The 24,115-nt window shown below is 71.6% G+C and carries 23 protein-coding genes; 9 read left to right on the top strand and 14 right to left on the bottom strand.

Going from position 1 to position 24,115, the window contains the following annotated elements:
* Positions 1–390, bottom strand: coding sequence for a winged helix-turn-helix transcriptional regulator (locus ACSTA4_RS06220; RefSeq protein ID WP_444962730.1), 390 nt, complete (start codon positions 388–390; stop codon positions 1–3).
* A 92-nt stretch (positions 391–482) separates the two neighbouring features.
* On the opposite strand from ACSTA4_RS06220, the gene ACSTA4_RS06215 reads away from it, so the two are divergent.
* Positions 483–1,346, top strand: coding sequence for an enoyl-CoA hydratase/isomerase family protein (locus tag ACSTA4_RS06215; RefSeq protein ID WP_444962729.1), 864 nt, complete (start codon positions 483–485; stop codon positions 1,344–1,346).
* A 67-nt stretch (positions 1,347–1,413) separates the two neighbouring features.
* Here the strand turns inward: ACSTA4_RS06215 and ACSTA4_RS06210 are convergent, their stop codons facing one another.
* Positions 1,414–2,223: a MerR family transcriptional regulator gene (locus tag ACSTA4_RS06210; protein WP_248773833.1), complete on the bottom strand. Its 810-nt coding sequence runs from the start codon at positions 2,221–2,223 to the stop codon at positions 1,414–1,416.
* A gap of 116 nt (positions 2,224–2,339) precedes the next feature.
* Here ACSTA4_RS06210 and ACSTA4_RS06205 point away from each other — a divergent pair, with 116 nt between their 5' ends.
* The 5 genes from ACSTA4_RS06205 to ACSTA4_RS06185 all read left to right on the top strand — a co-directional run bounded on the left by ACSTA4_RS06205 (position 2,340) and on the right by ACSTA4_RS06185 (position 7,456).
* Positions 2,340–3,194 (top strand): SDR family NAD(P)-dependent oxidoreductase, encoded by an 855-nt coding sequence (locus ACSTA4_RS06205; RefSeq protein WP_444962728.1) that lies wholly within the window; start codon positions 2,340–2,342, stop codon positions 3,192–3,194.
* A 14-nt stretch (positions 3,195–3,208) separates the two neighbouring features.
* Complete coding sequence (locus ACSTA4_RS06200) at positions 3,209–4,120, top strand: AurF N-oxygenase family protein (RefSeq protein WP_444962727.1); 912 nt, start codon at positions 3,209–3,211, stop codon at positions 4,118–4,120.
* Positions 4,121–4,487: 367 nt separating this feature from the next.
* Entirely contained in the window at positions 4,488–6,047 is a 1,560-nt protein-coding gene (locus ACSTA4_RS06195; RefSeq protein ID WP_444962726.1) for a flavin-containing monooxygenase, read from the top strand.
* Complete coding sequence (locus tag ACSTA4_RS06190; RefSeq protein WP_444962725.1) at positions 6,031–6,465, top strand: DUF4873 domain-containing protein; 435 nt, start codon at positions 6,031–6,033, stop codon at positions 6,463–6,465. Before ACSTA4_RS06195 ends, ACSTA4_RS06190 begins: the two co-directional genes overlap by 17 nt.
* Before the next feature lie 91 nt (positions 6,466–6,556).
* Positions 6,557–7,456: an alpha/beta fold hydrolase gene (locus ACSTA4_RS06185; protein WP_444962724.1), complete on the top strand. Its 900-nt coding sequence runs from the start codon at positions 6,557–6,559 to the stop codon at positions 7,454–7,456.
* Between the two features lie 207 nt (positions 7,457–7,663).
* On the opposite strand, the gene ACSTA4_RS06180 is transcribed toward ACSTA4_RS06185, so the two are convergent.
* A complete protein-coding gene (locus tag ACSTA4_RS06180; RefSeq protein WP_444962723.1) occupies positions 7,664–8,419 on the bottom strand; it encodes a helix-turn-helix domain-containing protein in 756 nt (251 codons plus the stop codon).
* Between the two features lie 244 nt (positions 8,420–8,663).
* Between ACSTA4_RS06180 and ACSTA4_RS06175 the strand changes: the two genes are divergently transcribed.
* The gene (locus ACSTA4_RS06175) at positions 8,664–9,329 is read left to right on the top strand and encodes a DUF4097 family beta strand repeat-containing protein (protein ID WP_444962722.1); all 666 of its coding nucleotides are present in this window, start codon (positions 8,664–8,666) and stop codon (positions 9,327–9,329) included.
* 43 nt (positions 9,330–9,372) lie between these two features.
* Positions 9,373–10,602 (top strand): serine hydrolase domain-containing protein, encoded by a 1,230-nt coding sequence (locus ACSTA4_RS06170; RefSeq protein WP_444962721.1) that lies wholly within the window; start codon positions 9,373–9,375, stop codon positions 10,600–10,602.
* 94 nt (positions 10,603–10,696) lie between these two features.
* On the opposite strand, the gene ACSTA4_RS06165 is transcribed toward ACSTA4_RS06170, so the two are convergent.
* From ACSTA4_RS06165 to ACSTA4_RS06150, 4 genes are all read right to left on the bottom strand, one after another.
* Entirely contained in the window at positions 10,697–11,422 is a 726-nt protein-coding gene (locus ACSTA4_RS06165; protein WP_444962720.1) for an Atu4866 domain-containing protein, read from the bottom strand.
* A 414-nt stretch (positions 11,423–11,836) separates the two neighbouring features.
* The gene (locus ACSTA4_RS06160; RefSeq protein WP_274976530.1) at positions 11,837–13,204 is read right to left on the bottom strand and encodes a four-carbon acid sugar kinase family protein; all 1,368 of its coding nucleotides are present in this window, start codon (positions 13,202–13,204) and stop codon (positions 11,837–11,839) included.
* Positions 13,205–13,319: 115 nt separating this feature from the next.
* Positions 13,320–14,411, bottom strand: a complete 1,092-nt coding sequence (locus ACSTA4_RS06155) for a Gfo/Idh/MocA family oxidoreductase (RefSeq protein WP_444962719.1) — start codon at positions 14,409–14,411, stop codon at positions 13,320–13,322.
* 79 nt (positions 14,412–14,490) lie between these two features.
* Positions 14,491–15,132, bottom strand: coding sequence for a TetR family transcriptional regulator (locus ACSTA4_RS06150; RefSeq protein WP_444962718.1), 642 nt, complete (start codon positions 15,130–15,132; stop codon positions 14,491–14,493).
* 148 nt (positions 15,133–15,280) lie between these two features.
* On the opposite strand from ACSTA4_RS06150, the gene ACSTA4_RS06145 reads away from it, so the two are divergent.
* The gene (locus ACSTA4_RS06145; RefSeq protein ID WP_444962717.1) at positions 15,281–16,213 is read left to right on the top strand and encodes a zinc-binding dehydrogenase; all 933 of its coding nucleotides are present in this window, start codon (positions 15,281–15,283) and stop codon (positions 16,211–16,213) included.
* Between the two features lie 272 nt (positions 16,214–16,485).
* Here the strand turns inward: ACSTA4_RS06145 and ACSTA4_RS06140 are convergent, their stop codons facing one another.
* The 7 genes from ACSTA4_RS06140 to ACSTA4_RS06110 all read right to left on the bottom strand — a co-directional run bounded on the left by ACSTA4_RS06140 (position 16,486) and on the right by ACSTA4_RS06110 (position 23,868).
* On the bottom strand, positions 16,486–16,863 hold the full coding sequence (locus ACSTA4_RS06140) for a VOC family protein (protein WP_013151502.1): 378 nt from the start codon (positions 16,861–16,863) through the stop codon (positions 16,486–16,488).
* Positions 16,864–17,362: 499 nt separating this feature from the next.
* On the bottom strand, positions 17,363–18,055 hold the full coding sequence (locus ACSTA4_RS06135) for a haloacid dehalogenase type II (protein WP_444962716.1): 693 nt from the start codon (positions 18,053–18,055) through the stop codon (positions 17,363–17,365).
* Positions 18,056–18,454: 399 nt separating this feature from the next.
* Positions 18,455–19,381 (bottom strand): fructosamine kinase family protein, encoded by a 927-nt coding sequence (locus ACSTA4_RS06130; RefSeq protein WP_444962715.1) that lies wholly within the window; start codon positions 19,379–19,381, stop codon positions 18,455–18,457.
* 23 nt (positions 19,382–19,404) lie between these two features.
* Positions 19,405–19,932 (bottom strand): low molecular weight protein-tyrosine-phosphatase, encoded by a 528-nt coding sequence (locus ACSTA4_RS06125; RefSeq protein ID WP_248773813.1) that lies wholly within the window; start codon positions 19,930–19,932, stop codon positions 19,405–19,407.
* A gap of 225 nt (positions 19,933–20,157) precedes the next feature.
* On the bottom strand, positions 20,158–20,592 hold the full coding sequence (locus ACSTA4_RS06120) for a response regulator (RefSeq protein WP_013151498.1): 435 nt from the start codon (positions 20,590–20,592) through the stop codon (positions 20,158–20,160).
* 28 nt (positions 20,593–20,620) lie between these two features.
* Positions 20,621–22,546: an ATP-binding protein gene (locus ACSTA4_RS06115; RefSeq protein ID WP_444962714.1), complete on the bottom strand. Its 1,926-nt coding sequence runs from the start codon at positions 22,544–22,546 to the stop codon at positions 20,621–20,623.
* A 26-nt stretch (positions 22,547–22,572) separates the two neighbouring features.
* Complete coding sequence (locus ACSTA4_RS06110; protein ID WP_444962713.1) at positions 22,573–23,868, bottom strand: PP2C family protein-serine/threonine phosphatase; 1,296 nt, start codon at positions 23,866–23,868, stop codon at positions 22,573–22,575.
* Positions 23,869–24,115: the final 247 nt, after the last annotated feature.

Below are 24,115 nucleotides of genomic sequence, written 5' to 3'. Positions count from 1 at the left end.
TCAGCTCCGAGCGCGTCGGTCGTACTCCCTCTGGCTCGCCCGTATCTCGTCCGCGTTGTCGACCGTCCACCCGTACAACCGGCCGAACGGCTCCCGCAGGGATTCGCCGAGCGGGGTGAGGGAGTACTCGACCCCGACCGGTGAGGTCGGCAGCACGCGGCGCACGATCATCCCGTTGCGCTCCAGGCGGCGCAGGGTCTGGGTCAGGACCCGCTGGGTCACACCTTCGAGGCGGCGCTTGATTCCGTTGAACCGGGTGGGCTCGTCGAGGACCGCCATCACCATCATCGACCACTTGTCCGCGATCTGGTCGAGAATCGGGCGGCTGGGGCAGTCGGCCCGGAAGACGATGCCGCTCCCGGTGTCGGCGCCGGTTCCAGAAGCAGCCATGTCGGTATCCCCCGCGATCCCTACGATGCCGAAAGTGCGTTATTGACGTCGGTCGTCCACCGCCGCACTGTAAGTATGCACCAGGAACCTAGGTGCATATCAGGTACGGATCGGAGACCTCCATGAGCCACGACGCCTACGGAACCCTGCGAGTGGGCCGCGAGGACGGCATCGCCCGCGTCACCCTCGACAACCCGCCCGTCAACATCCTGGACGCCGCCATGATGACCGACCTCCGGCACCTGCTGGTCACCCTGAGGGACGACGACTCGGTCCGGGTGATCGTGTTCGACAGCGCCGATCCGGAGTTCTTCATGGCCCACGTGGACATGTCGCTCGTCGACGCTCCGGACGCCTTCGACGGCCTCGCGGCCGACCTTCCCGACGGCGTCAACGTCTTCCAGGCCCTGGGGGAACTACTCCGGCACCAGCCCCAGGTGACCATCGTCAAGCTCGCCGGGACGGCGCGCGGCGGAGGAGCGGAGTTCGTCACGGCCGCGGACATGGCGTTCGCGGCGATCGGTCGCGCCGGGCTCGGCCAGATCGAAGCTCTCATGGGCATCGTCCCCGGCGGAGGGGGCACGCAGTACCTCGCCGGCCGGATCGGCCGCGGTCGCGCCCTGGAGGCGGTGCTGGGTGCCGACCTGTACGACGCCGAAACCGCGGAGCGCTACGGCTGGGTGAACCGGGCCGTCCCCGCCGACGAACTCGACGGCACCGTCGACCGCCTCGCCCGCAACATCGCGGCCCTGCCCGAGGGGGTGGTCGCGGCGGCCAAGCGCGCCATCGTCCCCGAGGACCTGGCCGAGGGTCTCCTGCGGGAGCACGACGCCTGGGCGGGCCAGATCGCCCGCCCCGCGGCCGAGCGCCTGATCCGCGGCGGCCTGGCCAGCGGTGCACAGACCCGCGACGGCGAGCGCGACCTGGAGGGCCTGTTCCGGGGGCTGCCGGACTAGGTTCGGCCTGTTCCAGGCGGTCTCGACCAGGCTCCCGTGGAGCGTGGGCCGACACCGGCGGGCCTCCTCAGGCGGACCCCGTCAGGCCCTCGGGAGCCCCGCCGCGCTGTCCGCCCACGCCTTCCTTGTCCGCGCCGTCCTTGTCCAGGTACTCCATCGCCAGGGCGAAGTGCTCCCCCATGACGTTGGTGAGGTTCTCCGCCATCGCCTGCGCCAGCACCGCGTCCACGGCCTGCTGCGCGAGCGGGCGCACCCGGCGGATCAGCTCGGCCATCTCGGCGGTCTCCTCGCTGCGGACCACCGTGCCGGGCGCGTACTCGGCGATGATGTGGTCGGCGACCAGGCGGACCATGTGCTCGGCGACGTGGCCGACCTTGTCGCGCAGGTTCTCCGCTATGTCGAGCACCGAGTCCACGGTCATGCCCAGCTTCACCAGCTCGACCCCGGCGTGCAGCAGCCGCGGGCTGGGCACCCGGAAGCGCAGCCCGTCGCGTTCGAGCACGCCCAGGTCCAGGGAGCGCTTCACCGTGCGGGGCGTGACGCCGTGGCCGAAGAGTTCGCGCAGGTCGCCCATGGTCAGGTAGCCGGGGATCTCGTCGCTCCAGGCGTCCCCTATGGCCGACTCGAAGCCCAGGATGTCGGAGAGGTCCCCTCCGCGCTCCCACACCCGGAACATCTCGCCGATGTTGGCGAAGGTGTAGCCGCGCCGGAGCAGTTGGCCGATCAGCCGCAGACGCGCCAGGTGCGCCTCGGAGTAGATGCCCACGCGGCCCTCCCGGCGGGGAGGCGCGAGCAGGCCACGGTCCTGGTACACCCGGACGTTGCGCACCGTCGTGTCGGCGAGCCGGGCGAGTTCGTCAATGCGGTATTCGGCCATGGGTCCAGCCTAGAGACAACCGCGAACCTTACTCGTCAGTAAATTTCCCGTTCCACCCCATTGCATTGTGACAATGCCCGTTGTAACGTTCCGGCAGGAACTGTGGAGGAGATCACATGAGGACCCCCCTGCCGCGTCACCTGCGACGACTGCCCGGCCAGAACGCCCTCGTCACCGGCGCCTCCGGCGCTTTCGGCAGTGCCACGGTGGCCGTCCTCCGCCACCTCGGCGTGAACGTGGTCGGCATCGACCGCAAGCCCGCCCCCGGAGTCGTCGGCTGCGACATCACCGACGACGAGCAGGTGCGCGAGGGCGTCGCCGAGGCCCTGGACCAGCTCGACGGCCGCCTGGACCTGCTGATCCACTACGCGGGCGTCGGACCGGCCGTGGACATCGGCCAGGCCCCGGACGTCCACGTTCACCAGGCGCTGGAGGTCAACCTGCTGGGCACCTGGCGGGTCACCGCGGCCGCGATGCCCGCGCTGCTGCGCAGCAGGGGACGCGTCCTCATCACCGCCTCGCTCCTGGCCAACCTGTCGCTGCCCTTCGCCGGGGCCTACACGGTCTCCAAGAGGGCGCTGACCGCCTACGCCGACTGCCTGCGCGCCGAGTACGGCTCGCACATCGGCGTCACCACCGTCCACCCCGGCTACGTCGACACCCCGATCCACAACAGCTCCCGGGCCACCGGGGTGGCCCTCGACGGCCTCGTCCCCGCCGAGAGCGAACGCGACACCGTCATGGCGGTGGTCCGCGCGGCCGGGGCCAGGTACGCCCGCCGCGACACCGCCTCCACCGTGCTCGGCACCGCCGGGCTCCACCTGTTCCGGCACTTCCCCGGCACCACCGAACAGATCGTGTCGCTCCAGGTGGGCCTGCTCCTGTCGGACGGCGCCTTCGGGGAGGCGGAGATCGCCCGGGGACTCCACTCGCGGCACGCCAACCCCCTGGTCCGGCCGGACGCGTCCTGAGGAGGAACACACAGATGACCGCTGAGATCACCGCCAAGCCCAAGATCACCGACCGCGAGGACATCGCCAAGCGCCTGCTGCGCGGCTCGGCCAAGGCCTCCTTCGACCCGCTCGTCGAGATCGACTGGGACGCCCCCGTGGACAAGGACATGTGGGCGATCCGCCCCGAGCGCCTGTCGCTGTACGGCACCTACCTGTGGGACCGGCTCACCGAGGAGCAGCGCAAGGAGCTCTCCCGGCTGGAGATCGCCAGCGTCGCCACCATCGGCATCTGGTTCGAGACCATCCTCATGCAGATGCTGGTCCGCCACGCCTACCACCACGACCCCAGCACCAACCACGTCCAGTACGCCTACACCGAGATCGCCGACGAGTGCCGCCACACCGTGATGTTCGCCAAGATGGTGGGCAAGCTCGGCTGGCAGACGCACAAGCTCGACCCCGTCGCCTTCCACCTCGGCAACCTCTTCAAGACCATCGCGCACGGCCCGCTGATCTTCGCCGGGGCGCTGTTCGTCGAGGAGGTCCTCGACCAGCTCCAGCGCGAGGCGGTGCCCGACGAGCAGATCCTGCCGCTGGTGCGCTCGGTCTCGCGCATCCACGTGGTGGAGGAGGCGCGGCACATGCGCTACGCCCGCGAGGAGTTCCAGCGCGACTGGGCCACGCGCGGCCCGCTCAACCGGGCCTACAGCCGGATCATCCTCGGCCTGGTCACCTACTACTCGGCCACCCGGCTGATCAACCCCAAGGTGTACGCGCAGGTCGGACTCGACCCCCGCGAGGCCTCCCGGGTCGCCCGGAACAACCCCCACTGGATCGGCACCAAGACCTGGGCCGCCCGCAAGGTCGTGAGCACCCTGGACACCGCCGGCGCCATCACCGGCCTGGGCCGCTACTTCTGGAAGAGGGCCGGACTGCTCGGCTGACCCCTCCCCGGCTCCGGACGCCTCTCCTGTCGGCGCCCCGCAGCCGGGCCCCCTCGGGGGGAACGGGCCCGCTCCCCGTCCGCCCCCGAACCCGCAGGCCGCGGACTCCGGTCCGGAAGCACCGCGGCCTGCGGGCCCCAGACCCCATCGCCGGAGGACGAAACGCGCCGCGTCCTCCGGCGGTGGACCCGCCTCCCGGGGGCGAAACGCGCCACGTCCCCGGGAGCCCTCTCCCCGGAGGCGGAACACGCCGCGCCTCACGGGGTGGCAACTCCCCCGGGGGCGAAACGCGCCGCGCCCCCGGGGGACACACCCGCCGATCCGGACGGCGACACGTCCGGGCCGGTCCGCACGAAGGGACCAAGACGTGACCGAAGCACCACCCCACTTCCGGGTGGCCGTCATCGGCTCCGGCTTCGCCGGGATCGGGATGGCCGTCCGCCTCAAGCAGGCCGGTCTGAAGGACTTCGTGGTTCTGGAACGCGCCGGCGGGGTCGGCGGCACCTGGCGCGACAACTCCTACCCGGGCGCCGCCTGCGACGTCCCCTCCCACCTGTACTCGTTCTCCTTCGCGCCCAACCCGCACTGGAGCCGCAGCTTCTCCCCCCAACCCGAGATCCACGACTACATGGAGCGGGTTGCCGGGGAGTACGGGGTGCGGGAACACGTCCGCACCGACCACGACATGAGGTCCGCGCACTGGGAGCCCGAGGGCAACCGGTGGCGGATCGAGACCAGCCGGGGGACCGTCACCGCCCAGTTCCTCGTCAGCGCGGCGGGACCGCTCGCGGACCCCTCCTATCCCGACATCAAGGGCCTGGACACCTTCGAGGGGACGATGTTCCACTCGGCGAACTGGGACCACGACCACGACCTCACCGGCCGCAGGATCGCGGTGATCGGCACCGGGGCGTCCGCGATCCAGTTCGTGCCCAGGATCCAGCCCGCGGCGGGGAAGCTGACACTGTTCCAGCGCACGGCCCCGTGGGTGATGTTCCGGCACGACCGCGACATCACCCGGCTGGAGCGCTGGCTGTACCGCAACGTGCCGCTCACCCAGCAGATCGCCCGCAAGAGCATCTACTGGGGGCGGGAGACCTACATCCTCGGCTTCGCCAAGAACCCCAGGCTGCTCTCGGTCGTGGAGAGGCTGGGCCGGGCCAACATCCGCCGCAGCGTGAAGGACCCCGAACTGCGGGCCAAGCTCACGCCGGACTTCCGGGCGGGCTGCAAGCGCATCCTGATGTCCAACGACTACTATCCGGCGCTGGCCCGGCCCAACGTGGACGTGGTCACCGACGGCATCGCGGAGGTGCGCCCCCACGCCGTGGTCACCCGCGACGCCTCGGGCCGCGAGACCGAGCACGAGGTGGACACGATCATCCTCGGCACCGGGTTCCACGTGAGCGACCCGCCCGTGGCGCGGCGGATCTTCGACGCTGAGGGGCGCTCGCTCTCCGACCACTGGGGCACGGACGTGCAGGCCTTCCGCGGCACCACCGTGGCCGGGTTCCCCAACGCCTTCGTGCTGGCGGGGCCCAACACCGGACTGGGGCACACCTCGCAGCTGTTCATGATCGAGGCCCAGATCCGGTACACGATGCAGGCGCTGAAGTACCTGTGCCGCAACGGCCTGGACCGCATGGACGTGCGCCCGAAGGCCCAGCACGACTACAACGAGATGGTCGCCAGGGCCATGGAGGGCACGGTCTGGGTGACCGGCGGCTGCGACAGCTGGTACCTCAACGAGCAGGGCCGCAACACCACGCTGTGGCCGACCTTCACCTGGGAGTTCGCGCTGCGCACACGCTGGTTCGACCCCCACAACTACGACCTGCGGGTGGACCGCTCCCGCGACGGCGCCCGGCGGCACGCGGTCCGCGCCGAAGCGGCTCCGGGAGGGAAGCGGTATGAGCGGGTTCGGTGACGAGGAGGAGGAGTACCGGGGCACGGTGACGGTCGTGCTGCCCGTGACCGGCGGCGCGCGGCGGTCGGAGCGGGCGGAGCCGACGGAGCCGCCGTCCGGCACGAAGGGTGCGACAGGCGCCGCGGACGCCGGGGTCGCGGCGGACGAGGGCGTCGCCGTGCGGGTCCAGGCCCACCTGGCGGGCCACTTCTCCCCCCTGACCGGTGACTACCGTTGGCGGGGGCGGCTGTCCCCCAGCCCGGAGGTGACCGAGGCCTTCCGCGAGGGAGTGCGTACGGTCGTGGTGCGCACCCCCGACGGGTTCGAGGGCACCGGGGTTCTGGACGAACCCAACCTGTGGGGCGGCCATCCGGTCAACGGGGCCGGTTCACCGCCCTTCGCCGTGCCCCACGTGGACATCGACGCGTCCGAGGACTGAACGCGTCCGCGCACGCCCCGGGCCCGCGCCGACCAGGGGCGGCCCCTTCCGGCTCCGGCGCGGCCTTCCCCCGAAGTGAGAGGTATCCCCGATGGCAACCCGACACGTGGGTCAGGTCCGAGAACTCCAGGTGCGCTCCGACGACGGCACACCGCTGCACGTCGAGGTGCGCGGCCCGGAGGACGGGCCGACCGTGGTCCTCGCGCACTGCTGGGCGACCTCGCTCGCCTCGTGGGGACCGGTGGTGCGCGAACTGGACCCGTCCCTGCGGGTGGTGCTCTACGACCAGCGCGGCCACGGGCGCACCCAGGCGCCGCTGACCAGGGCGGGGTACGGCGCCCGGAAGCTGGCCGAGGACCTGTGCGCGGTCCTGGAGGCGACCGTGCCCGAGGGCGAGAAGGCCGTGGTGGCCGGGCACAGCATGGGCGGGATGACCATCATGTCGGCCGGTGCGCACCCGGTGTTCCGGGAGAGGGTCGCCGCGGTGCTGCTCACCAACACCGGGTGCAAGGAACTGCCGATGCGGTCGACCGCGATCCCGCTGCCCGGGCCGCTGGGCACGTTCGGCGCGCAGCTCTTCCTCAGGGCCCCGGTACCGCTGGGTCCGCGCAACGCCCTCACCACGGCGGTACTGAAGTCCATGGTGATGGGCAGGAGGGCCGATCCGCGCATGGTGCGGCTGTGCATGAGGATGGTCCACGCGTGCGGTGGTGTGTCCCGGGGCGCGTGGGGACGGGTGATCTGCACGCTGGAGGCGGAGGAGACCGCCCGGCAGATCTCGGTGCCCACGGTGGTGATGGTGGGGACCGACGACAAGCTGACCCCGCCCTGGCACGCGCACCACATCGCGTCGCTGCTGAAGGACTGCCGGGAGGTGCGGGAGATCCCCGGAGCCGGCCACATGGGACCGCTGGAGTACCCGAAGGCCCTGGCCGAGGCGTTGGACAGGCTCGCCGCCGAGCACCTGGAGCCGCGGACGCGGGCCGCCTGACCCCGGCTCCGCACCCACGCGCCCCCGGCTTCCCCGCCGGGGGCGTTGACGTGCGAAGACCCCGAAGGCGCGGGGAACACGAACGCCGGGCCGCGCGGACCGGGTCGGCCCGGACCCGCGCCCCCGTGTGCGCCGGGCTCACCGCGTGTTCCCCGGCGGCGGACCGGGGAGGTGGCCGCACGTGGCCGTGACCGCCGAAGCGGCTGCCTACCGGGGTTCCGGGGACGGCTCGCCGGTGGCGTCCGGGACGGTCTCGGGTTTGGTGTGCAGGACCTCGCGGGCCTGCTCCGAGGCGCGGATGATGCTCTCGCGGACGAAGTCGACGAAGCGGGCGATGTTCTCCAGGCGCACGGCGGCCGGGGTCCCAGGCCCCAGCACCTGGACGCCCTGACGTGCGGCTTCGACGAGGTGGGCCTCGGCCTGGGCGTTGGCCAGCATCGACTGGTACCAGACGTCGTCGTCGACGACGTAGCGCTCGCGGCGGCGTTCGTCGCGTTCGCGGCGCACCAGGCCCTGGCCCTCCAGGAACGTGATCGCCTTGGAGACCGAGGCCGGGCTGACCTGGAGGCGCTGGACGAGTTCGGCCGCGGTGAGGCTGCCCGTGTCGGTGGTGTAGAGGGAGACCAGGACCCGGGACGTCATCTTGGGCAGGCCCGACTGCATGAAGACGGCGGCGAACGCCTCCTCGTACTCGCGCACGGCCTCGGCGTCGCGTCCGTAGGCCTGCGGGGGCGCCTGTGCCGCACGGGTCGCGGTCTTGGTGCGGCGGCGGGTGCGGTGCTGGGTGGCGCGGTGGGCCAGGTCGGCGCGGTAGCCCGTGGGGCCGCCGTTGCGCGTCACCTCGCGCGTGATGGTCGAGGTCGGGCGGTCCAGGTCCTTGGCGATCCGCGCGTAGGCCAGTCCCTGGGTCAGTCCCAGCTCGATCTGTTGGCGTTCGGACTGGGTGAGCCTGCCTCCGGGCATCGCGGTCTCCTTCAGGGTGCGTGGGTGCGCCCACCCTAGCGTTTACTTTCCATCCATTGCAACGCTCGGGGTAGAGCTTGTTGCATTAGATCCAGAACCATTGCAACAATTTCCCAGACATCACCTGCGCATACGGGGCTTTCTCACAGAGACGCTGTTGCCACAACCATGAACGCAACGTAGCTTTTCCAACATCGGAAACAGCGAGCCGCACCAGCGCCGCTGAAGGAGAAGGAGAAACACGATGCACACCCTCCCCACCCCCACCCCCATCACCGCCGTCCTGGACATCCCCGCCGCACGCGTCCAACTCATCGCCGCCGACCGCACCGACACCACCGTCCAGATCCAGCCCGCCAACCCCGCCAAGAACCGCGACGTCAAGGCCGCCCAGCAGACCACCGTCACCTACGACGACGGCGTCCTGCGCGTCCAGGCCCCCACCCCCAGGAACCGGGCCTTCGGCCCCTCCGGATCGGTGGAGATCACCATCCAGCTGCCCACCGGCTCCCACCTCCAGACCAAGGCCGCCAGCGCCGAACTGCGCGGCGTCGGCCGCCTCGGAAACGTCACCGTCGAAGCCGCCCAGGGCCCCGTCAAGCTCGACGAGACCACCAACGCCCACCTCACCCTCCTGGACGGCGACATCACCATCGGCCACCTGAACGGCCCCGCCCAGATCAGCGTCCACAAGGGCGACATCGACATCACCCAGGCCACCCACGGCACCGTCGAACTGCGCACCGAATCCGGCGACATCACCATCAGCGCCGCCCCCGGCACCTCCGCCGCCCTGAACGCGGGCACCCCCTACGGCCGCATCCACAACGCCCTCAAGAACGACGGCGCCACCACCCTCGACATCCACGCCACCACCTCCTACGGCGACATCACCGCCCGCAGCCTCTGAACAGCCGCTCCCCCGACCACCTGACGACTTACGGAGATCCACGATGGAAAACGACAACGGCCGCCTCTCCAAGGCGGGGCTGCACAGAATGCGCGACGTGCTGGCACGCCATATCGAGAGCGGGAGGATTCCCGGACTCGTCGCCCTGGTCAGCCGGGGCGGTGAGACGCACGTCGAAGCGCTCGGGACGATGCGCCACGACGGCGGCGCGCCGATGCGCCGGGACACGATCTTCCGGATGGCCTCGACGTCCAAGCCGGTCTCGATGGCGGCGGCGATGGTCCTGCTCGACGAGTGCAGGCTGCGGCTGGACGACCTGGTGGAGCAGTGGCTGCCCGAACTCGCCGACCGGCAGGTGCTGAGGCGGATCGACGGCCCGCTGGACGACACCGTGCCGGCGCGGCGGCCGATCACCGTACGGGACGTGCTGACCTCCACGTTCGGGCTCGGCATCGACCGGAGTGCGCTGGGCACCCCGATCATGAACGCGGTCTTCGAGCAGGGGCTCACGCCCGACCTGCCGGAGCCGATGCCCGAGCCGGACGAGTGGATGCGCCGCCTGGGCACGCTTCCGCTGATGCACCAGCCCGGCGAGCAGTGGCAGTACCACATCAGCAACGACCTGCTCGGTGTGCTCGTCTCCAGGGTCACGGGGCAGTCGTTCGAAGCGTTCCTGCGCGAACGCGTCTTCGGGCCCCTGGGCATGGGGGACACCGGTTTCCACGTGCCCGCCGACGGGATGGACCGGCTGCCGCCCCTGTACGCCCCCGACCCGCAGACCGGGGAGTTCCACGTGTGGGACCCGGCCGAGGGGGGACGGCACAGCCAGCCTCCGGCGTTCCAGGGCGGTGGCGGCGGGCTGGTCTCCACCGTGGACGACTACCACGCCTACTTCCGGATGCTGCTGAACCAGGGGATGCACGGAAACGAGCGGATCCTGTCCCGGCCCGCCGTCCAGCTGATGACCACCAACCGCCTCACGCCCGCGCAGCAGGCCGCTCGCAACACCATGGCCACCGAGAACGTCCACGTGTCGTTCGGCCAGGGGCAGCACGGCGGCTGGGGTTTCGGGATGGCGGTGCGGACCTACCGCGGTGACTACGCGCCCGTCGGCCAGTTCGGCTGGGACGGCGGAGCCGGTACCTCGGCCTACGCCGACCCGGAGAACCAGCTCACCGGAATCGTGCTCACCCAGGTCGGGATGTCCGTCCCGGACTCGGCGCGGCTGATCCACGACTTCTGGACCACCCTCTACCAGGCGATCGACGACTGAAGCCGGGGCCGTCGCGGCGACGGCCCCGCCGGTGGGCGGTACACGGCCTCTCCCCGCTGCCCTGCGGGGGGAGGCCTGTGTCCGGCGGGTGCGCTCACCGGCGGTGGAAGACGTAGCCCGCGTGGTGGAGTACATCGTCGGTGAAACGGCCGTAGGCCCAGAAGCCCAGGTCGTCGCGGTAGACGATGCGGTCCCCCTCGATCCAGAACGACCCCTGGTAGGCGTGGGGGCGTCCGCCGCGCGTCTCGTCGTAGCGACCGTCGGCGGTCAGTTCCTGGTGGATGAAGCCCGTCTCGTCGATCCACATCCCCAGGTACGGGCTGTCCGCCGGTGTCCGCGCCGGTCCCGGGAACCGCTCGGTCAGCGGCTCGACCAGGCGTCGGCCGTTGAACAGGGCGAACTCGCCGTCGATGACGACCGCGGCGGCCCGTTCAGGACGCCAGATCACCTGCTCCAGCGCGGTGGCCTCGGGGTGGTGCCCCGCGATCACGACGAAGGTCGCCGGGTTTCCGGGGGCCAGCGTGCCGACCCGGTCGGAGGGGCGCCTGCGCAGTCCGGCGACGGTGTCGTTCTCGACCACGCCCGGGACGACGGTTAGCCCCGTGGAGTCCACGACGACCGCGCCGTCGTCCTCGGCGGCCGTGTGCAGGCCGGGGCCGACCCCGGCGATCTCCTTCCCGTCCAGGAGAAGGTCGGCGCCGGTCAGGTCACCGATCAGCGGGTCGAACGTGTACACGGTGGCGTTGACGAACAGCAGCGGGCGGTGCGGCTCGGCGGCGATGGTCCCCAGCAGGTCCTCGTCGAACAACTCGGTGCTCATGGCTCACTTCCGAAGGGTGTGTGCGTCTCGGGAACGCTCTCCACCCTCGGTGCTGGAAGGCCGGATGACCAGGCCGCGCTCCACCGGGGTGTGGCACACCCTGGCTGGCCGCGGCTCTCCTTGGCGTTGGCGCGCACGGCCCCCGCCAGCACCTGCTCGCGTTCCCGGCGAGTGTTCTCCTGGTAGGACAGAACATCGCGGAGCAGGACCCGCCGGTGCCGACCACGCATGCTGTGAGAGATTTTCTCCGCTGTCCAGCAGACGCATCAGAGTAGGACGGGAGATGCCCAGGAGATCGGAATTCCAGGTTCCGCGGCGCCCGTGCCGAACACGAGCCGGACCATCCCCGCGCGCGGGGGCACGTCAACGAACCGCGAACCCACCATCCGATGGGCGGGCCCCTTTGGAACCGGGTCAGACCGTGTCGCGCAGCAGCGTCGGCACCACGTGCTCCGACACCTCCGAGTGCACCTGGTGCAACCGGGTCTGCACCGCCCGGCGGAGCTTCGTCAGGCACTCGACCAGGGTGATGTCGTCCCCGACCAGCCCGCCCTTGGCCACCACCGGCGTTCCGTCCAACGGCCCTCCGCTCAGGTGCCCGTGCACCGTCAGCGGAACGATCTCGCCCCCCACGTCGAACGCGTGCACGTCCAGCTCGTCCAGCAGACTCGCCACCAGGTCCCCGCCCGTCAGGTACAGCCCGCTGGGCAGCGCGTGCGCCCCCGTGGTGTCCGCGACCTCGTTGACCACGTCCGACACCAGCCGCGCGATCCGGCCGGGCAGTTCCGCGCGGACCTGGGCGGGCAGCTCGCGCACCCTGTCGGAGGGCGTCACCACCCGCAGCACGCACAGTTCCGGGAAACCCGACGAGGTCAGCTGCTCGGACAGCTCCCGCGCGGTCCGCTCGGCGACCTCGTCCGCGCGCTCCCCCACGCTGAACTCCACCGCGTCCAGGTCCACGAACCGCACCGCGCCCGTGCGCGCGACGGTGGCCAGCTGCCGCCGGGTCAGCTCGGTGGTGCTGCCCACCACCCCCAGCAGCGGCCCGCGCGAACCCGCCTGGCCTCTCAACCGCAGCGCGTAGGCCAGCAGCGCCCCCGTGGGCCCGGGGTCGGCCGCCAGCCACACGATTCCCGTGTCGTGGTGCGCGGCGGCCGCTGCCTCCGCGATGTCGGTCAGGTGCTGCTCGGTGCTCGCGTCGCACACGACCACGGGCTCGTCACCGGCGAGCAGTTCGGCGGTGAGCATCGTCTGGGTCACCTGCCGCACGGGCACGTGGCGCACCGGAAGGTCGGTCTGGGCGGCGAGGATGTCGGCGACGGAACTGGTGGTCATCGGGCACAGCGGGTCCTCGGCCAGCTCGGTGCGCTCCAGCGGCAACCCGTTGAGGAACTGCAGCCCGTCCTCGGTGATGCGCCCCGAACTCGGGAAGGCCGGAACGAACAGCACCCGCACCCGCGTTCCGGCGGGCACGCGCTCGCGCACGGCGTCGTAGGTGGCCTCCAGCTCGGCACCGATGTTGCCGCGCAGCGTGGAGTCTGTCCGCTTGACCACCAGCCCCACCGGCCACACGGCCTCGACCACGTCCGTGACCAGGTCGGCGGCGTGCTCGGGAGGGACATGGCGGCTGTCCAGGTTGGCCACGACCACGTCGTAGTCCCCCACGACCCGGCTCACGTGCTCGGGAGTCACCGTGGCCACACGCATCCCGGTACGGGCGAACCGGGCACCGGTGGCGTTGGCACCGGTGAGTTCGTCGGCGACCACGAGGACCTGGGCCACGGCGCGTCTCCTTCGGCGTTCGGTGAAACCCCGGGGCGAACTGGGGTGAGTCCTTCCAACATAGGCCCATGCGGGCGGTCCGGTGGGCTCCCGGGCCTCCCCCGGGAGCCGGGAATCAGACGTCGACCACCGACCGCGTCCGGGCGCTGCGCCGGGCCGCCTCGATGACCTCCAGTCCGTGGATCACCTCGTGCGGATCCACCGGCAGGGGCTCGCCCTCGCCGACCGCGTCGCGCACCCCGGCGTAGAACTCCGGGTAGGCGCCGCGCGCGCTGGGCACCGGCCGGGTGTGGCCGTCCACCCCGAGCACGCCCCAGTCCGCCTCGGGGACCACGCCCCAGTCGGCGGCGTCGGCCCGCTCCCCCGCCGTCAGCCGGGCCTCCTGGCCGTCCATGCCGTGGCTAGTGAAGGCCCCCTCGTCCCCCAGCACCCGGAAGCGTGGCCCGCCCTGGGCGGTGAGCGCGCTCATCCACAGGTGGGAACGCGTGCCCCGGGCGTGGTCGAGGGCCAGGAAGACGTCGTCGTCGGCGTTGACGCCCTCGCGTCGGGCGTCGATCTCGGCGTAGACGGAGGAGACCGGGCCGAACAGGTTGACCGCCTGGTCGATCAGGTGCGGGCCCAGGTCGTAGAGCAGTCCGGCCCCGGCCTCGACCCCGCCGCTCTCGCGCCAGGTGCCCTTGGCCCGGGGACGCCAGCGCTCGAACCGCGACTCGAACCGGTGCACGCGGCCCAGCCTCCCCTCCTCGATGAGGCCCCACAGGGTGAGGAAGTCGGCGTCCCAGCGGCGGTTCTGGTACACGGTGAGCACCCGGCCCAGCTTGTCCGCGAGGTCGGTGAGCTCCCGGGCCTGGAGGGCGGTGAGCGCGAAGGGCTTGTCCACCACCACCGCCAGGCCCGCCTCCAGGGCTGCCTGGGCGAGCGGGGCGTGGGTGTCGTTGGGCGTGGTGACGACCGCGATCTCGTAACGCTCGGCGTCGGCCCACAGCTCAGCGACGTTCGGGTACACGGTGACGCCGGGGTAGCGCGCCTCGGCGGCCCGGCGGCGGTCGGGGTTGCCCGTGACCACCGCGGACAGGCGCAGTCCCGGAACCGCGTCGATCAGCGGCGCGTGGAAGACCTCGCCGCCCTTGCCGTAACCGATGAGGGCGACGTGCAGTTCGGGGCCGTCGTGTTCGGGTGTGCTCTGTGCCTCGGATGCGTCAGCCATGCCACCAATCTAGAGCGTGGCGCCCCAGCCCGCTGGTGACGGGCGGCACGTGCCGTTCCCTCGCGGTATCCGGGCGCCGTCAGCGCTCGGGGGCGGACACGGTGAGGCCGCCGGGCAGTGCGTCGAAGGCCCGGCGGTACCGGGCGAGCAGGTCGGGGACCGTGAGGGTTCCCGGCTCGGCGGCCCAGCCGTCCAGCGCGTGCCGGGCCGCGGAGGCGGCCATGTCCAGGGCGAGCCGCGAGCGTGGGTCGCCGTGGTCGCCGACCCCCAGCACGGCCAGGGCACGGACCGTGGTGCGCTCGCAGAACTGGAGGTTGTGGGCGCTGATCGCCGGAGTGTTCCCGGCCAGGCTGAGGCTGAGCCGGGCGGCATGCCTCCACTCCGGGTCTGCCACGTGTTCCGCGGCTTCGAGGATCGCGTCGCGTGCCATCTCCACCAGGGGACGGCCGTCGGGCCCCCTCTCCTCCAGCACCCGGAGGAACTCCTCCCACAGGTCCTGCAACGGAGCCGCGGCCAGCTCCTCCTTGCTCGCGAAGTAGCGGAAGAAGGTGCGCTTGGAGACCTCCGCCGCCGCGCAGACCTCGTCCAGCGTGACCTGGTCGTACCCCGCCCGGGTGAAACGCTCCAGCGCGGTGTCGACCAGGGCCCGGCGGGTGCGGCGCTTCTTGCGCTCGCGCAGGGACTCCTCGGAGGCGGCGGCGTTGGGACGGGTGCTGGCCATGGCCGCAGTGTACCGAGACGGACCGCCACTCGACGCCCATAGCCCCTTGTCAGCTTTGGCTCCTTGGACGCTTTAGCCTCTTGACGCATAATGCCTCTGAGTGCCATATTCTGATCCCGCCCACCCCGTCCCGTGAAGGAGTCCGGACATGCGCGCCCTGGTCGTCGACCGCACCGCACCCCGCCACCTGCGCCTCGGAGAGGCCCCCGAACCGGTTGCGGCCCCGAACCAGGCGCTGGTCCGTGTCACGGCCGCTTCGCTCAACTTCGGCGAGGTGGACACCGTCTCCCGTCTGCCCGACGGGACCGTGCCGGGGTGGGACGCCGCGGGATTCGTGGAACGCCCCGCCGCCGACGGATCCGGCCCCGCCGTTGGAACAGCGGTGGTCACCCTGGGCGCGGCGGGGGGCTGGGCCGAACTGCGCGCCGTCGACACGGCCTTCCTGGGGGCCGCCCCGGAGGGCGCGGACCACGGAGCCCTCAGCACCGTCCCGGTGACGGCCACCAGCGCTCTGCGCGCCCTGCGCGAAGTGGGGTTCCTCCTCGGCAGAAGAATCCTGGTCACCGGGGCCACCGGTGGCGTGGGACGGTACGCGGTCCAACTCGCCCGCATGGGCGGCGCGCACGTGACCGCCTGCACCGGTGGTCCCCGGACCCACGGCGCCGAACTGCGCGGCCTGGGCGCCCACGAGGTGGTGTCGGAACCCGGGGAACCCGACTACCTGTTCGACGGGGTCGTGGACTGTGTCGGAGGCCCCCAGTTGGTCGCGGCCTTCGACAGGCTGAACACCGGGGGGACCCTGGTGGCCGTCGGACACGTGACCGGGCGGCCCGAGCACTTCCCACTCGACGCGTTCCTCGTGGACGACGGGCGGCACGGCCGCTCCATCACCACGTTCCACCTCCAGGACGGCGTGGCTCCGGCCGGGGACCTGGGTTGGCTGGCCGGTCGTGTCGCCTCCGGGGAGCTCGATCCGGGGATCTCCTGGCGGGGTTCGTGGGACCGGGCCGACGAGGCCGTGGCCTCCCTCCTCGAACGCCGTCTGCGGGGCAAGGCCGTTCTGGAGCTCACCGCCGGGTGAGGACGCACCGTCGGGTGAGGACGCACCGTCGGGTGAGGACGCACCGCGCGCCGCCGCCCGTGTCCGGCGCACGCGGCGACCGCCGGGGGCTCTCCCCGCTGACCTCGGCGGTAGGCGTCAGGAGGGCGAGCCTCCGGCGGCCCGGCCCGGCCCGGCCGATGCGCGATGAACGCGGTAGGCGCGGTGGACGCGGTGGACGCGGTGGACGCGGCTGGCGCCGTTACCGGTCGTGACCACGGGGACGGGCTGGCCGCCGGTGCCCATGGAGGCCGTCAGAGCCGGTCGAGGCGGGCCCTGAGCAGGCAGAACTCGTTGCCCTCGGGGTCGGCGAGGACGTGCCAGGGCTCCTCCCCGCTCTGACCGATGTCGGCGAACACGGCCCCGGCGGCGAGAAGGCGTTCGAGTTCGGCGTCCTGGTCGCGGTCGGTGGCGTTGACGTCGATGTGCAGCCGGGGCTTCGCCCTCTCCGGCTCCTCGGTGCGGCTGAGGATGATCGTCGGCTGCAGGCCGCCGAACCCCTCGCGCGGCCCGATCTCGATGCAGCCCTCCTCGCGGTCGAGCACGACGAAGTCCAGGACCTCGCACCAGAACCGCGCCAGCACCTCGGGGTCACGGCAGGAGAGCACGAGCTCACTGATACGACATGCCATGGACGAAACCTGCTCTCCTCGTGGGAACTGACGGGGCGGCCGCGCGCGGGTCTCGTGGACTCCACGGCGGCAGCACTCCGAGACCGTACCGGGTGAGGCGAGCGGGAGCGAGGGAATTTCCGGGAACTGCCCGGCCGGGTCCACCTGGCCGAATAGGGCCGGGCCAGGCCGCTGGACGCGGGTCACCGGCTCCGCTCTCCGGGCTCTCCGTCCGAGGTCCCAGGCTTCGGCTTCTACAGCCTCGAATCCAGGTTTGGGACACCAGGCTTGAGAGACCAGACACTCGACTCTCGGTTCGGGGTTCCGGGCTCCGGAGCCGAGACCCTGGGTTCTGGGTTCGAGATCCCAGAGCCCGGAGTCCAGACCCCCGGCCCCAGGTTTCGAGGCCCCAGGCTTCGGCTTCCAGGACCTCGACCCTCGATTCGAGAACTCAGGCTCCGGAATCCACACCCTTGATTCAAGGGGCGGCGTTGGTTCCAGGGGCGGCGTTCTCGGGTCGTCAGATCGCGTTGAGGCTTATGGCCAGTTCGTCGAGGCTCTTCACGACCAGGTCGAAGCGGTCCGTCGCGCGCGGAGGATCTCCGACGGGACGTTCGACGTAGGCGGTCTTCATGCCCAGGGCCTGCGCGCCCCGGAGGTCCCAGGCATGGGCGGCGACCATGAGCAGGCGGTCCGGCGGGCAGTCCGCGTTCGCGATCGCGAGCCGGTACACGTCGGGATGGGGTTTGTAGCTGTGCGCCTCCTCGGCGGAGAGCACCTGGTGCCAGCGGAGCCCGGCGTGCGCGCTGATGCGGGTGAGCGCCGGGTGGCTGGCGTTCGACAGGCCGACCACCGGGAAGTACGAGGCGATCCGGTCCAGCGCGGAGGCGGAGTCCGGCCACGGCGCCAACCGCCGCGCGGAGGCCGCCAGCGAGCGGATCGCGTCCTCGTCGTCGACGTCGGCCTCGGCCGCGACGCGTGTGGCCGCTTCGAGGTCGATCACTGTGCTGTTGGCGTAGGGGCGGCGGCCGGCGAGGATCTCCTGCTGCTGCTCGTCGACATGCCTGTTCCACACCTCGGCGAGCTCGCGCGTCCTCGCGTCGTCGATGTCCGGGAGCAGTGTTCGGATGCCGCGCCCGATGCCGCCGGGCTCGTCGACCATGGTCCCGAGAACGTCGAAGACGATCACGTCCATGTCGGAGGGTGAAGTCACGAGAAGCGCTCCCTAGGTTCCTCCGCTGCGCCACCCGGGATGTGTGGGGGCTCAGTTGCAGGAGGGTTCAGCGATCCGCCGGGCACGTGGTGAGCATAGTGCGCGTCCCTCTGCGGCCCCGCCGGAGGGGTCAGCGGCTCCAGCGGTCCCCCAGTCCCGGCGGCACCGGAGGGTCGGCACGGCCAGCCACCCCGCAGGAGGATCAGCACACAGGGCGGCCAACACGCGGGACGGTCGGCACGGCCAGCCGCAGCGCGGGACGATCAGCACGCGGAACACACGTCACGGTCAACCACCGTCCAGGCCGACCGGCACGGCCAAGTCACCCGAGCCCGAGACGACCGGCACGGCCAGCCACCGCCCAGAGGGGCCAGCCGCCGCCCAGAGGGATCAGCACCGTCAGCCGCCGCGCAGGGCGGTGCGCGCGGCCTCCAGGGTCGTGGTGCGGTAGGCGGCGCCGAACAGGCACACGTGGACCAGCAGCGGGTGCAACTGGTGCAGGGCGACCCTCGACCGCCACCCGGAGGCCAGCGGCGCCACCTCGTTGTAGGCGTCGCGGACCCGTTCCAGGTGGGGCAGGCCGAACAGGGCCAGCATGGCCAGGTCGGCCTCGCGGTGCCCGCCGTGCGCGGCCGGGTCGATGACCACCGCGTCCTGCGCCCGCCAGAGGACGTTGCCGCTCCACAGGTCGCCGTGGACGCGCGCGGGCTCCTCGGGCTCTCCGGCAAGGTCGGCGACGGCGTCGACCACCTTCTCGACCACCCGGCCGTCGGACGGGGTGAGGGAGCCCTGGTCCAGGGCCTGGCGCAGGTAGGGGCGCAGCCGCTGCTCGGCGTAGAAGCGCGGCCAGTCCCGGGAGGGGGTGTTGTCCATCGTCAGGGGGCCGATGTAGCCGGGCCAGTCGGCGCCGAAGCGGTCGGCGCCGGTCAGGTGCATCCCGGCGAGTTGGCGGCCGAGGCGTTCGGCGGCCTGGACGGTGGGTTCGCGCTCCTCGATCCACGGCAGGACGAGGATGCGGTCGTCCCAGGCGACGACGTCGACGGCGGGTGAGCCGAAGGTCCGGCCCAGCCACTCCAGGCCGCGCGCCTCGGCGGTGAGCACCCCGTTGGGCGGGGCTCCGCGCACCAGGGACTTGACGAACAGGCGGGTGCCGTCGGTGAGTTCGGCGTAGTAGATGTCCCAGTCGTGGCTGCTGCCCGCGCGGGCGGCCCGCCTGACGTCGCGGTCGAGCAGGACGGTGAGGCGTTCGGCCATGGTTCCGTCGACCGGGTCCCTGCGGCGGCCCTCCCCGGGCCCGTCGCCGCCGTCGCCTCCGAAGTCCCGCACGATCCGCTCCCCCCTCACCCGCGCTACCGCCTCAACCGGGTGACGAGTTCTCCGGTGAGGCCCTTGGCCGCGGACTCCACCATGTTCAGTACGGCGGTGAACCCGTCGTCGCCGCCGTAGTAGGGGTCGGGGACCTCCGGGTTGGGGCCGGTGCCGGGCGCGAAGGAGCGGAAGAGGCGGACCCGCGACATGTCGAACCCGTACTCCTCACCGTACTCGTCGACGACGCGCCGGATCTCGTCGACGTTGTCCAGGTCCATGGCGAGGACGAGGTCCCGGTCGGCGAGGACGTCGTGGGCGAACTGGCGGGCGGTGTGGCTGGTGAGGTAGCCGTGCACGCGCAGGGTGGAGGCCGCGCGCGGGTCCATGCCGCCGCCCACGTGCCAGTCGCCCGTGCCGAAGCTGTCCACCGCCACGAGACCGCTCATCCCGGCGCGTTCGAGGTCGGCGGCGAGGATCTTCTCGGCCATGGGCGAGCGGCAGATGTTGCCCAGGCACACGACACTGACGCGGTAGGGACCAGCGGGGTCACGCGGTTCCGGCAAGCTCATGCCCTTACCGTAACGAAAAACCGTTGCGGCCACGTGTTGTGGCTCCCGCGCGTTCGCCGGGCGGGGCGGGGCGTCACGCGGGGCAGCGCGAAGCGGGAGGGGCGGTTGGCCCCCCTGTATCCATGGAACCGCGCGCGGACGCGCCGCGGTAGCCCCCGCGCGCGGCTGTGGACAACCCCGCGAGCAGACCCGGGACGAACACGCCCCGTGGAGCGGGCGCGCCGCCTACCCCTTGGGCAGGCGCACCACGCTGACGAAGAAGTCGTCGATCTGCCGGACCACCCGTATGAACTGGTCGAAGTCCACCGGCTTGGGAACGTAGGCGTTGGCGTGCAGGCGGTAGCTGCGCAGCACGTCCTCCTCCGCCTCGGAGGTGGTGAGCACCACGACGGGGATGTGCGCGAGGTCCTCGTCGTTCTTGACCTCCTCCAGCACCTCCCTGCCGTCCTTGCGGGGCAGGTTGAGGTCCAGCAGGATCAGGTGGGGGCGGGGCGCGTCGGCGAACTCCTCCTCGCGACGCAGGAAGCGCAGCGCCTCGACACCGTCGGAGACCACGTGCAGGCGGTTGCCCAGCTTGTGTTCCTCGAACGCCTCCCTGGTCATCAGGACGTCGCCGGGGTCGTCCTCGACCAGCAGCACCTCGATGGGATGCACCAACATGACCTCGCTCAAGCTTCCAGACCCCTGCTCAGGGTCCCGCCCCGTGACCGGGGGGAACCGTACCGCCACCGGTGTCGGGCTGGGCGGAGCGGACGCCGCCGGGCCTGTCGTCCGGTTCGGCGCCGTCCTCCCCAGGGTTGTCCGTACCCGTGGGCTGTCGTGCGGCCGTCGGAGCCGAGTCCTCGGGGGTGGTCTCGGCGTCCTCGGTGCCCTCGTCCCCACTATCGGCGGCGAGGGGCTCGGCGGTTCCCCTGTCGGGGGCCGGGTCCTCGTCCTCCGCGGGGTCGGCGGGCAAGGACCAGCATATGCGTGTTCCGGTCCGACCAGAGTCCCGGTCACCTGAGGTTTCGGATTCCCCGGAACCCTGGGAGCCGGTTTCCAGCCAGATCCGCCCCCCGTGGAACTCCACGATCTTCTTGCACATCGCCAGGCCGATGCCGGTCCCCGTGTACTTGTCCCTGGTATGCAACCGCTGGAAGATCACGAAGATGCGCTCCGCGTACTGCGGTTCGATTCCGATCCCGTTGTCGGAGCAGCAGAACACCCACTCGTCACCGCGCCGTTCGACGCTGATGTGGACCCGGGGGTCCTCCTCCCCGCGGAACTTCACGGCGTTGCCCACGAGGTTGAAGAACACCTGGGTGAGCAGGGTGCGGTCGCCCTGCACGGTCGGCATCGGGTCCCGGGTGACCTCGGCGTCGGCCTCCTCCAGACGGGTGGACAGGCTGCTCAGGGCGTCGTCCAGCGCGTCGTCGAGGGCGACCGGCGCGAAGTTCCTGACCCGGCCGACCCGGGAGAAGGCCAGCAGGTCGTTGATGAGGGTCTGCATGCGCTTGGCGCCCTCGACCGCGAAGTCGATGTAGGAGTCGGCGCGCTCGTCCAGCTGCCCGTGGTAGCGCCGCTGGAGCAGCTGGCAGAAGCTCGCCACCTTGCGCAGCGGCTCCTGGAGGTCGTGGGAGGCGACGTAGGCGAACTGCTCCAGCTCCAGGTTGGAGCGGCGCAGCTCCTCGGTCTGGTTCTCCATGAGGACGGACTGCTCCTGGAGCTTGCGGCGCGCGGAGGCGACCTCGTCCAGGTCCTGCACGATGCGCTCGCGCATGGCGTCCACGTCCCGGCCGAGCCGGACGATCTCCGGCGGGCCGTGCAGGGAGATCCGGTGGGCGTAGTAGCCCTCCGACACCTGGCGCATGTGCCCGGCGAGTTCCTCCAGGGGGCGCAGGACCCACTGCTGGAGCATCACCCACAGGAACACGGACAGGAACACCACGACCAGGCCGACCAGGACCAGCAGGGCCACGACCTGCTGGGTGGCCAGGGTCAGGCCCTCGCGGGCCTCCTTGATCTCCGCCTCCAACTGGCTGGTGGTGGCGTCGCTGATCCGGCTGAGCTCCAGGAAGAGGACCCGGCCGCGGCGCAGCTCCTCCTGGGTGACCTCCTGGCCGCTGCTGACCTGCTCCAGGGCGGGCTCGGCGAACTCCTCGGTCCACACCCGGCCCGCGGTGAGCAGGGCGTCGACGTTGGTGGCCACCTCGGGGTTGTCCTCGGCCAGCTGGGCCAGGACGGCCTGGTTCTCCGTCAGCGTCAGCTGGCTCTCGACGTAGGGCTGGAGGAACTCGCGGTCCTGGGTGAGGATGTAGCCGCGCAGGGCGTGGTCCTGGGTGAGGTAGGCCGAGTGCGTCTGCTCGACCGCGCTCACGGCGGGTGTCAGGGAGTCGACCTGGAGCGCCAGGGACTCGCGGGCCTGGAACGCCGCCAGGGTGATGACGGACACCGCCACGACCAGGACGACGGCGACCACGGCCAGCAGGCTCGTGACGCGCCGCCGCAGGCTCCACGACTGGTGGGGCGAGCGCTTCCCCTCGCGGTTGGTGCCGTTGACGAAGTGCGTGCCGCCGATCGAGGCCCCGCCGTGCACGCCGGTGTCCGGGGCGGGCCCGGATTCCTCGGTCTCCATGGCCGTCCCCTCTCCGGTCGCGGGCCTCACTCGGGTTCTCCGTGGGTGATGAGCAGCATCGCCACGTCGTCCTGGAGCGGTCCGCCGTTGCTGCGCTCGGCCTCGTCCACCAGGCGTTCGGGCAGCCCGGCCAGGGAGGTGCCCCGTTCCAGCACGCCGGAGACCATCCGGCGCAGGCCCGCGACCTCCAGGCGGGCGGGCGGGGCGCCGTCGTAGGCGTCCACGAGGCCGTCGGTGTAGAAGAGCATGGTCGCCCCGGTGGGGAGCACGACCGTGTCGGTGTCGGTCTGCTCGACGGGGAAGACCCCCAGGGGCGGCTGCGGGGTGACGCGGGTCTCCTCGACGGCGCCGTCGCGCAGGACCATGGGCGGCGGGTGGCCCAGGACGCGGAGCCTGACCCGGTCGTCGCCGGTGTCCAGGCTGGCCATGCACAGGGTGGCGTACATCTCCTCCTGGGCCCGCTCGGTGACCAGGATGTCCTCCAGGTTGGGCAGCACCTTTTCCTCGTCGACGCCGCCCATGATGAGGGCGCGCCAGGCGATGCGCAGGCTGACTCCGAGCGCGGCCTCGTCGGGGCCGTGCCCGCTGACGTCGCCGATGATGACGTGGGTGGTGCCGTCCTTCTCGACCGCGTCGTAGAAGTCCCCGCCGACCAGGGCGCGCTTGCGGCCGGGGCGGTAGTAGGCCAGGTGTTCCAGGGGCGAGCGCTGGAGCAGGACCTGGGGCAGGAGTCCGCGTTCGAGGCGCATGTTCTCGCGGGCGCTCATGCGGGCCTCGCGCAGCTGGCGGGCGTTCTCGTCGGCGCGGCGGCGCTCCAGGGAGTAGCGCAGGCTGCGGCCGAGCAGGGAGCCGTCGACCTGGCCCTTGACGAGGTAGTCCTGGGCGCCCGCGGCCACAGCGGCGACGCCCTCGTGCTCGTCGTCGAGTCCGGTGAGGACGACGACGGCGGCCGCGGGCGCGCCCTCCAGGACCTCACGGAGCAGGTCCAGCCCGTGGGCGTCGGGGAGGTTGAGGTCGAGCAGCACACAGCCCCGGAAGTCCTCCAGGTGCCGGCGCGCCTCGGCGAGTGTGGGGACCCAGGTGATGTGCGTGGGCAGGGCCGTCTCGTCGAGCAGCTCCTCGGCGAGGAAGGCGTCCCCGGGGTCGTCTTCTATGAGTAGGACGTCAACCGGTTCGACAGCAGCCTCCACCCGCTCGTCCGGGACGGTGTCGTCGCCCAGGAAGGCCCCGTCGTGCGAGGCAGCATCGTTGACGGAGACGGCCCGTGCCGCCTCCCCGCCGATCACCGTCCCGGGATCGTGCCCTGTTCTCCTGGTATCCACTCATCGCCCTTGGTCTGCCGGTTCGTGGGTGCCGTGTCGCGCCGTGTGATCCCGGGGAGCGCCCCGGGTTCTCCCGGCGGTCCGGACCGCACGACACCCAAACGATAATCGCCCCGGTGACCTGTTGACCAGCGGCCGTGACGAGACACATCCGACGCCGGAGACCGGGATCACAGCCCTGTTCTCCCTGTGTGAGGGCCTGTTGGCCCGCGGTGGGGAACCCGCTGACGCTCCGCCCCGACATACG

It is taken from the genome of Nocardiopsis sp. M1B1 (genome assembly GCF_052466615.1).
Note: the sequence above shows the minus strand (reverse complement) of the source record. Positions and strands in the feature narration are given on the sequence as shown.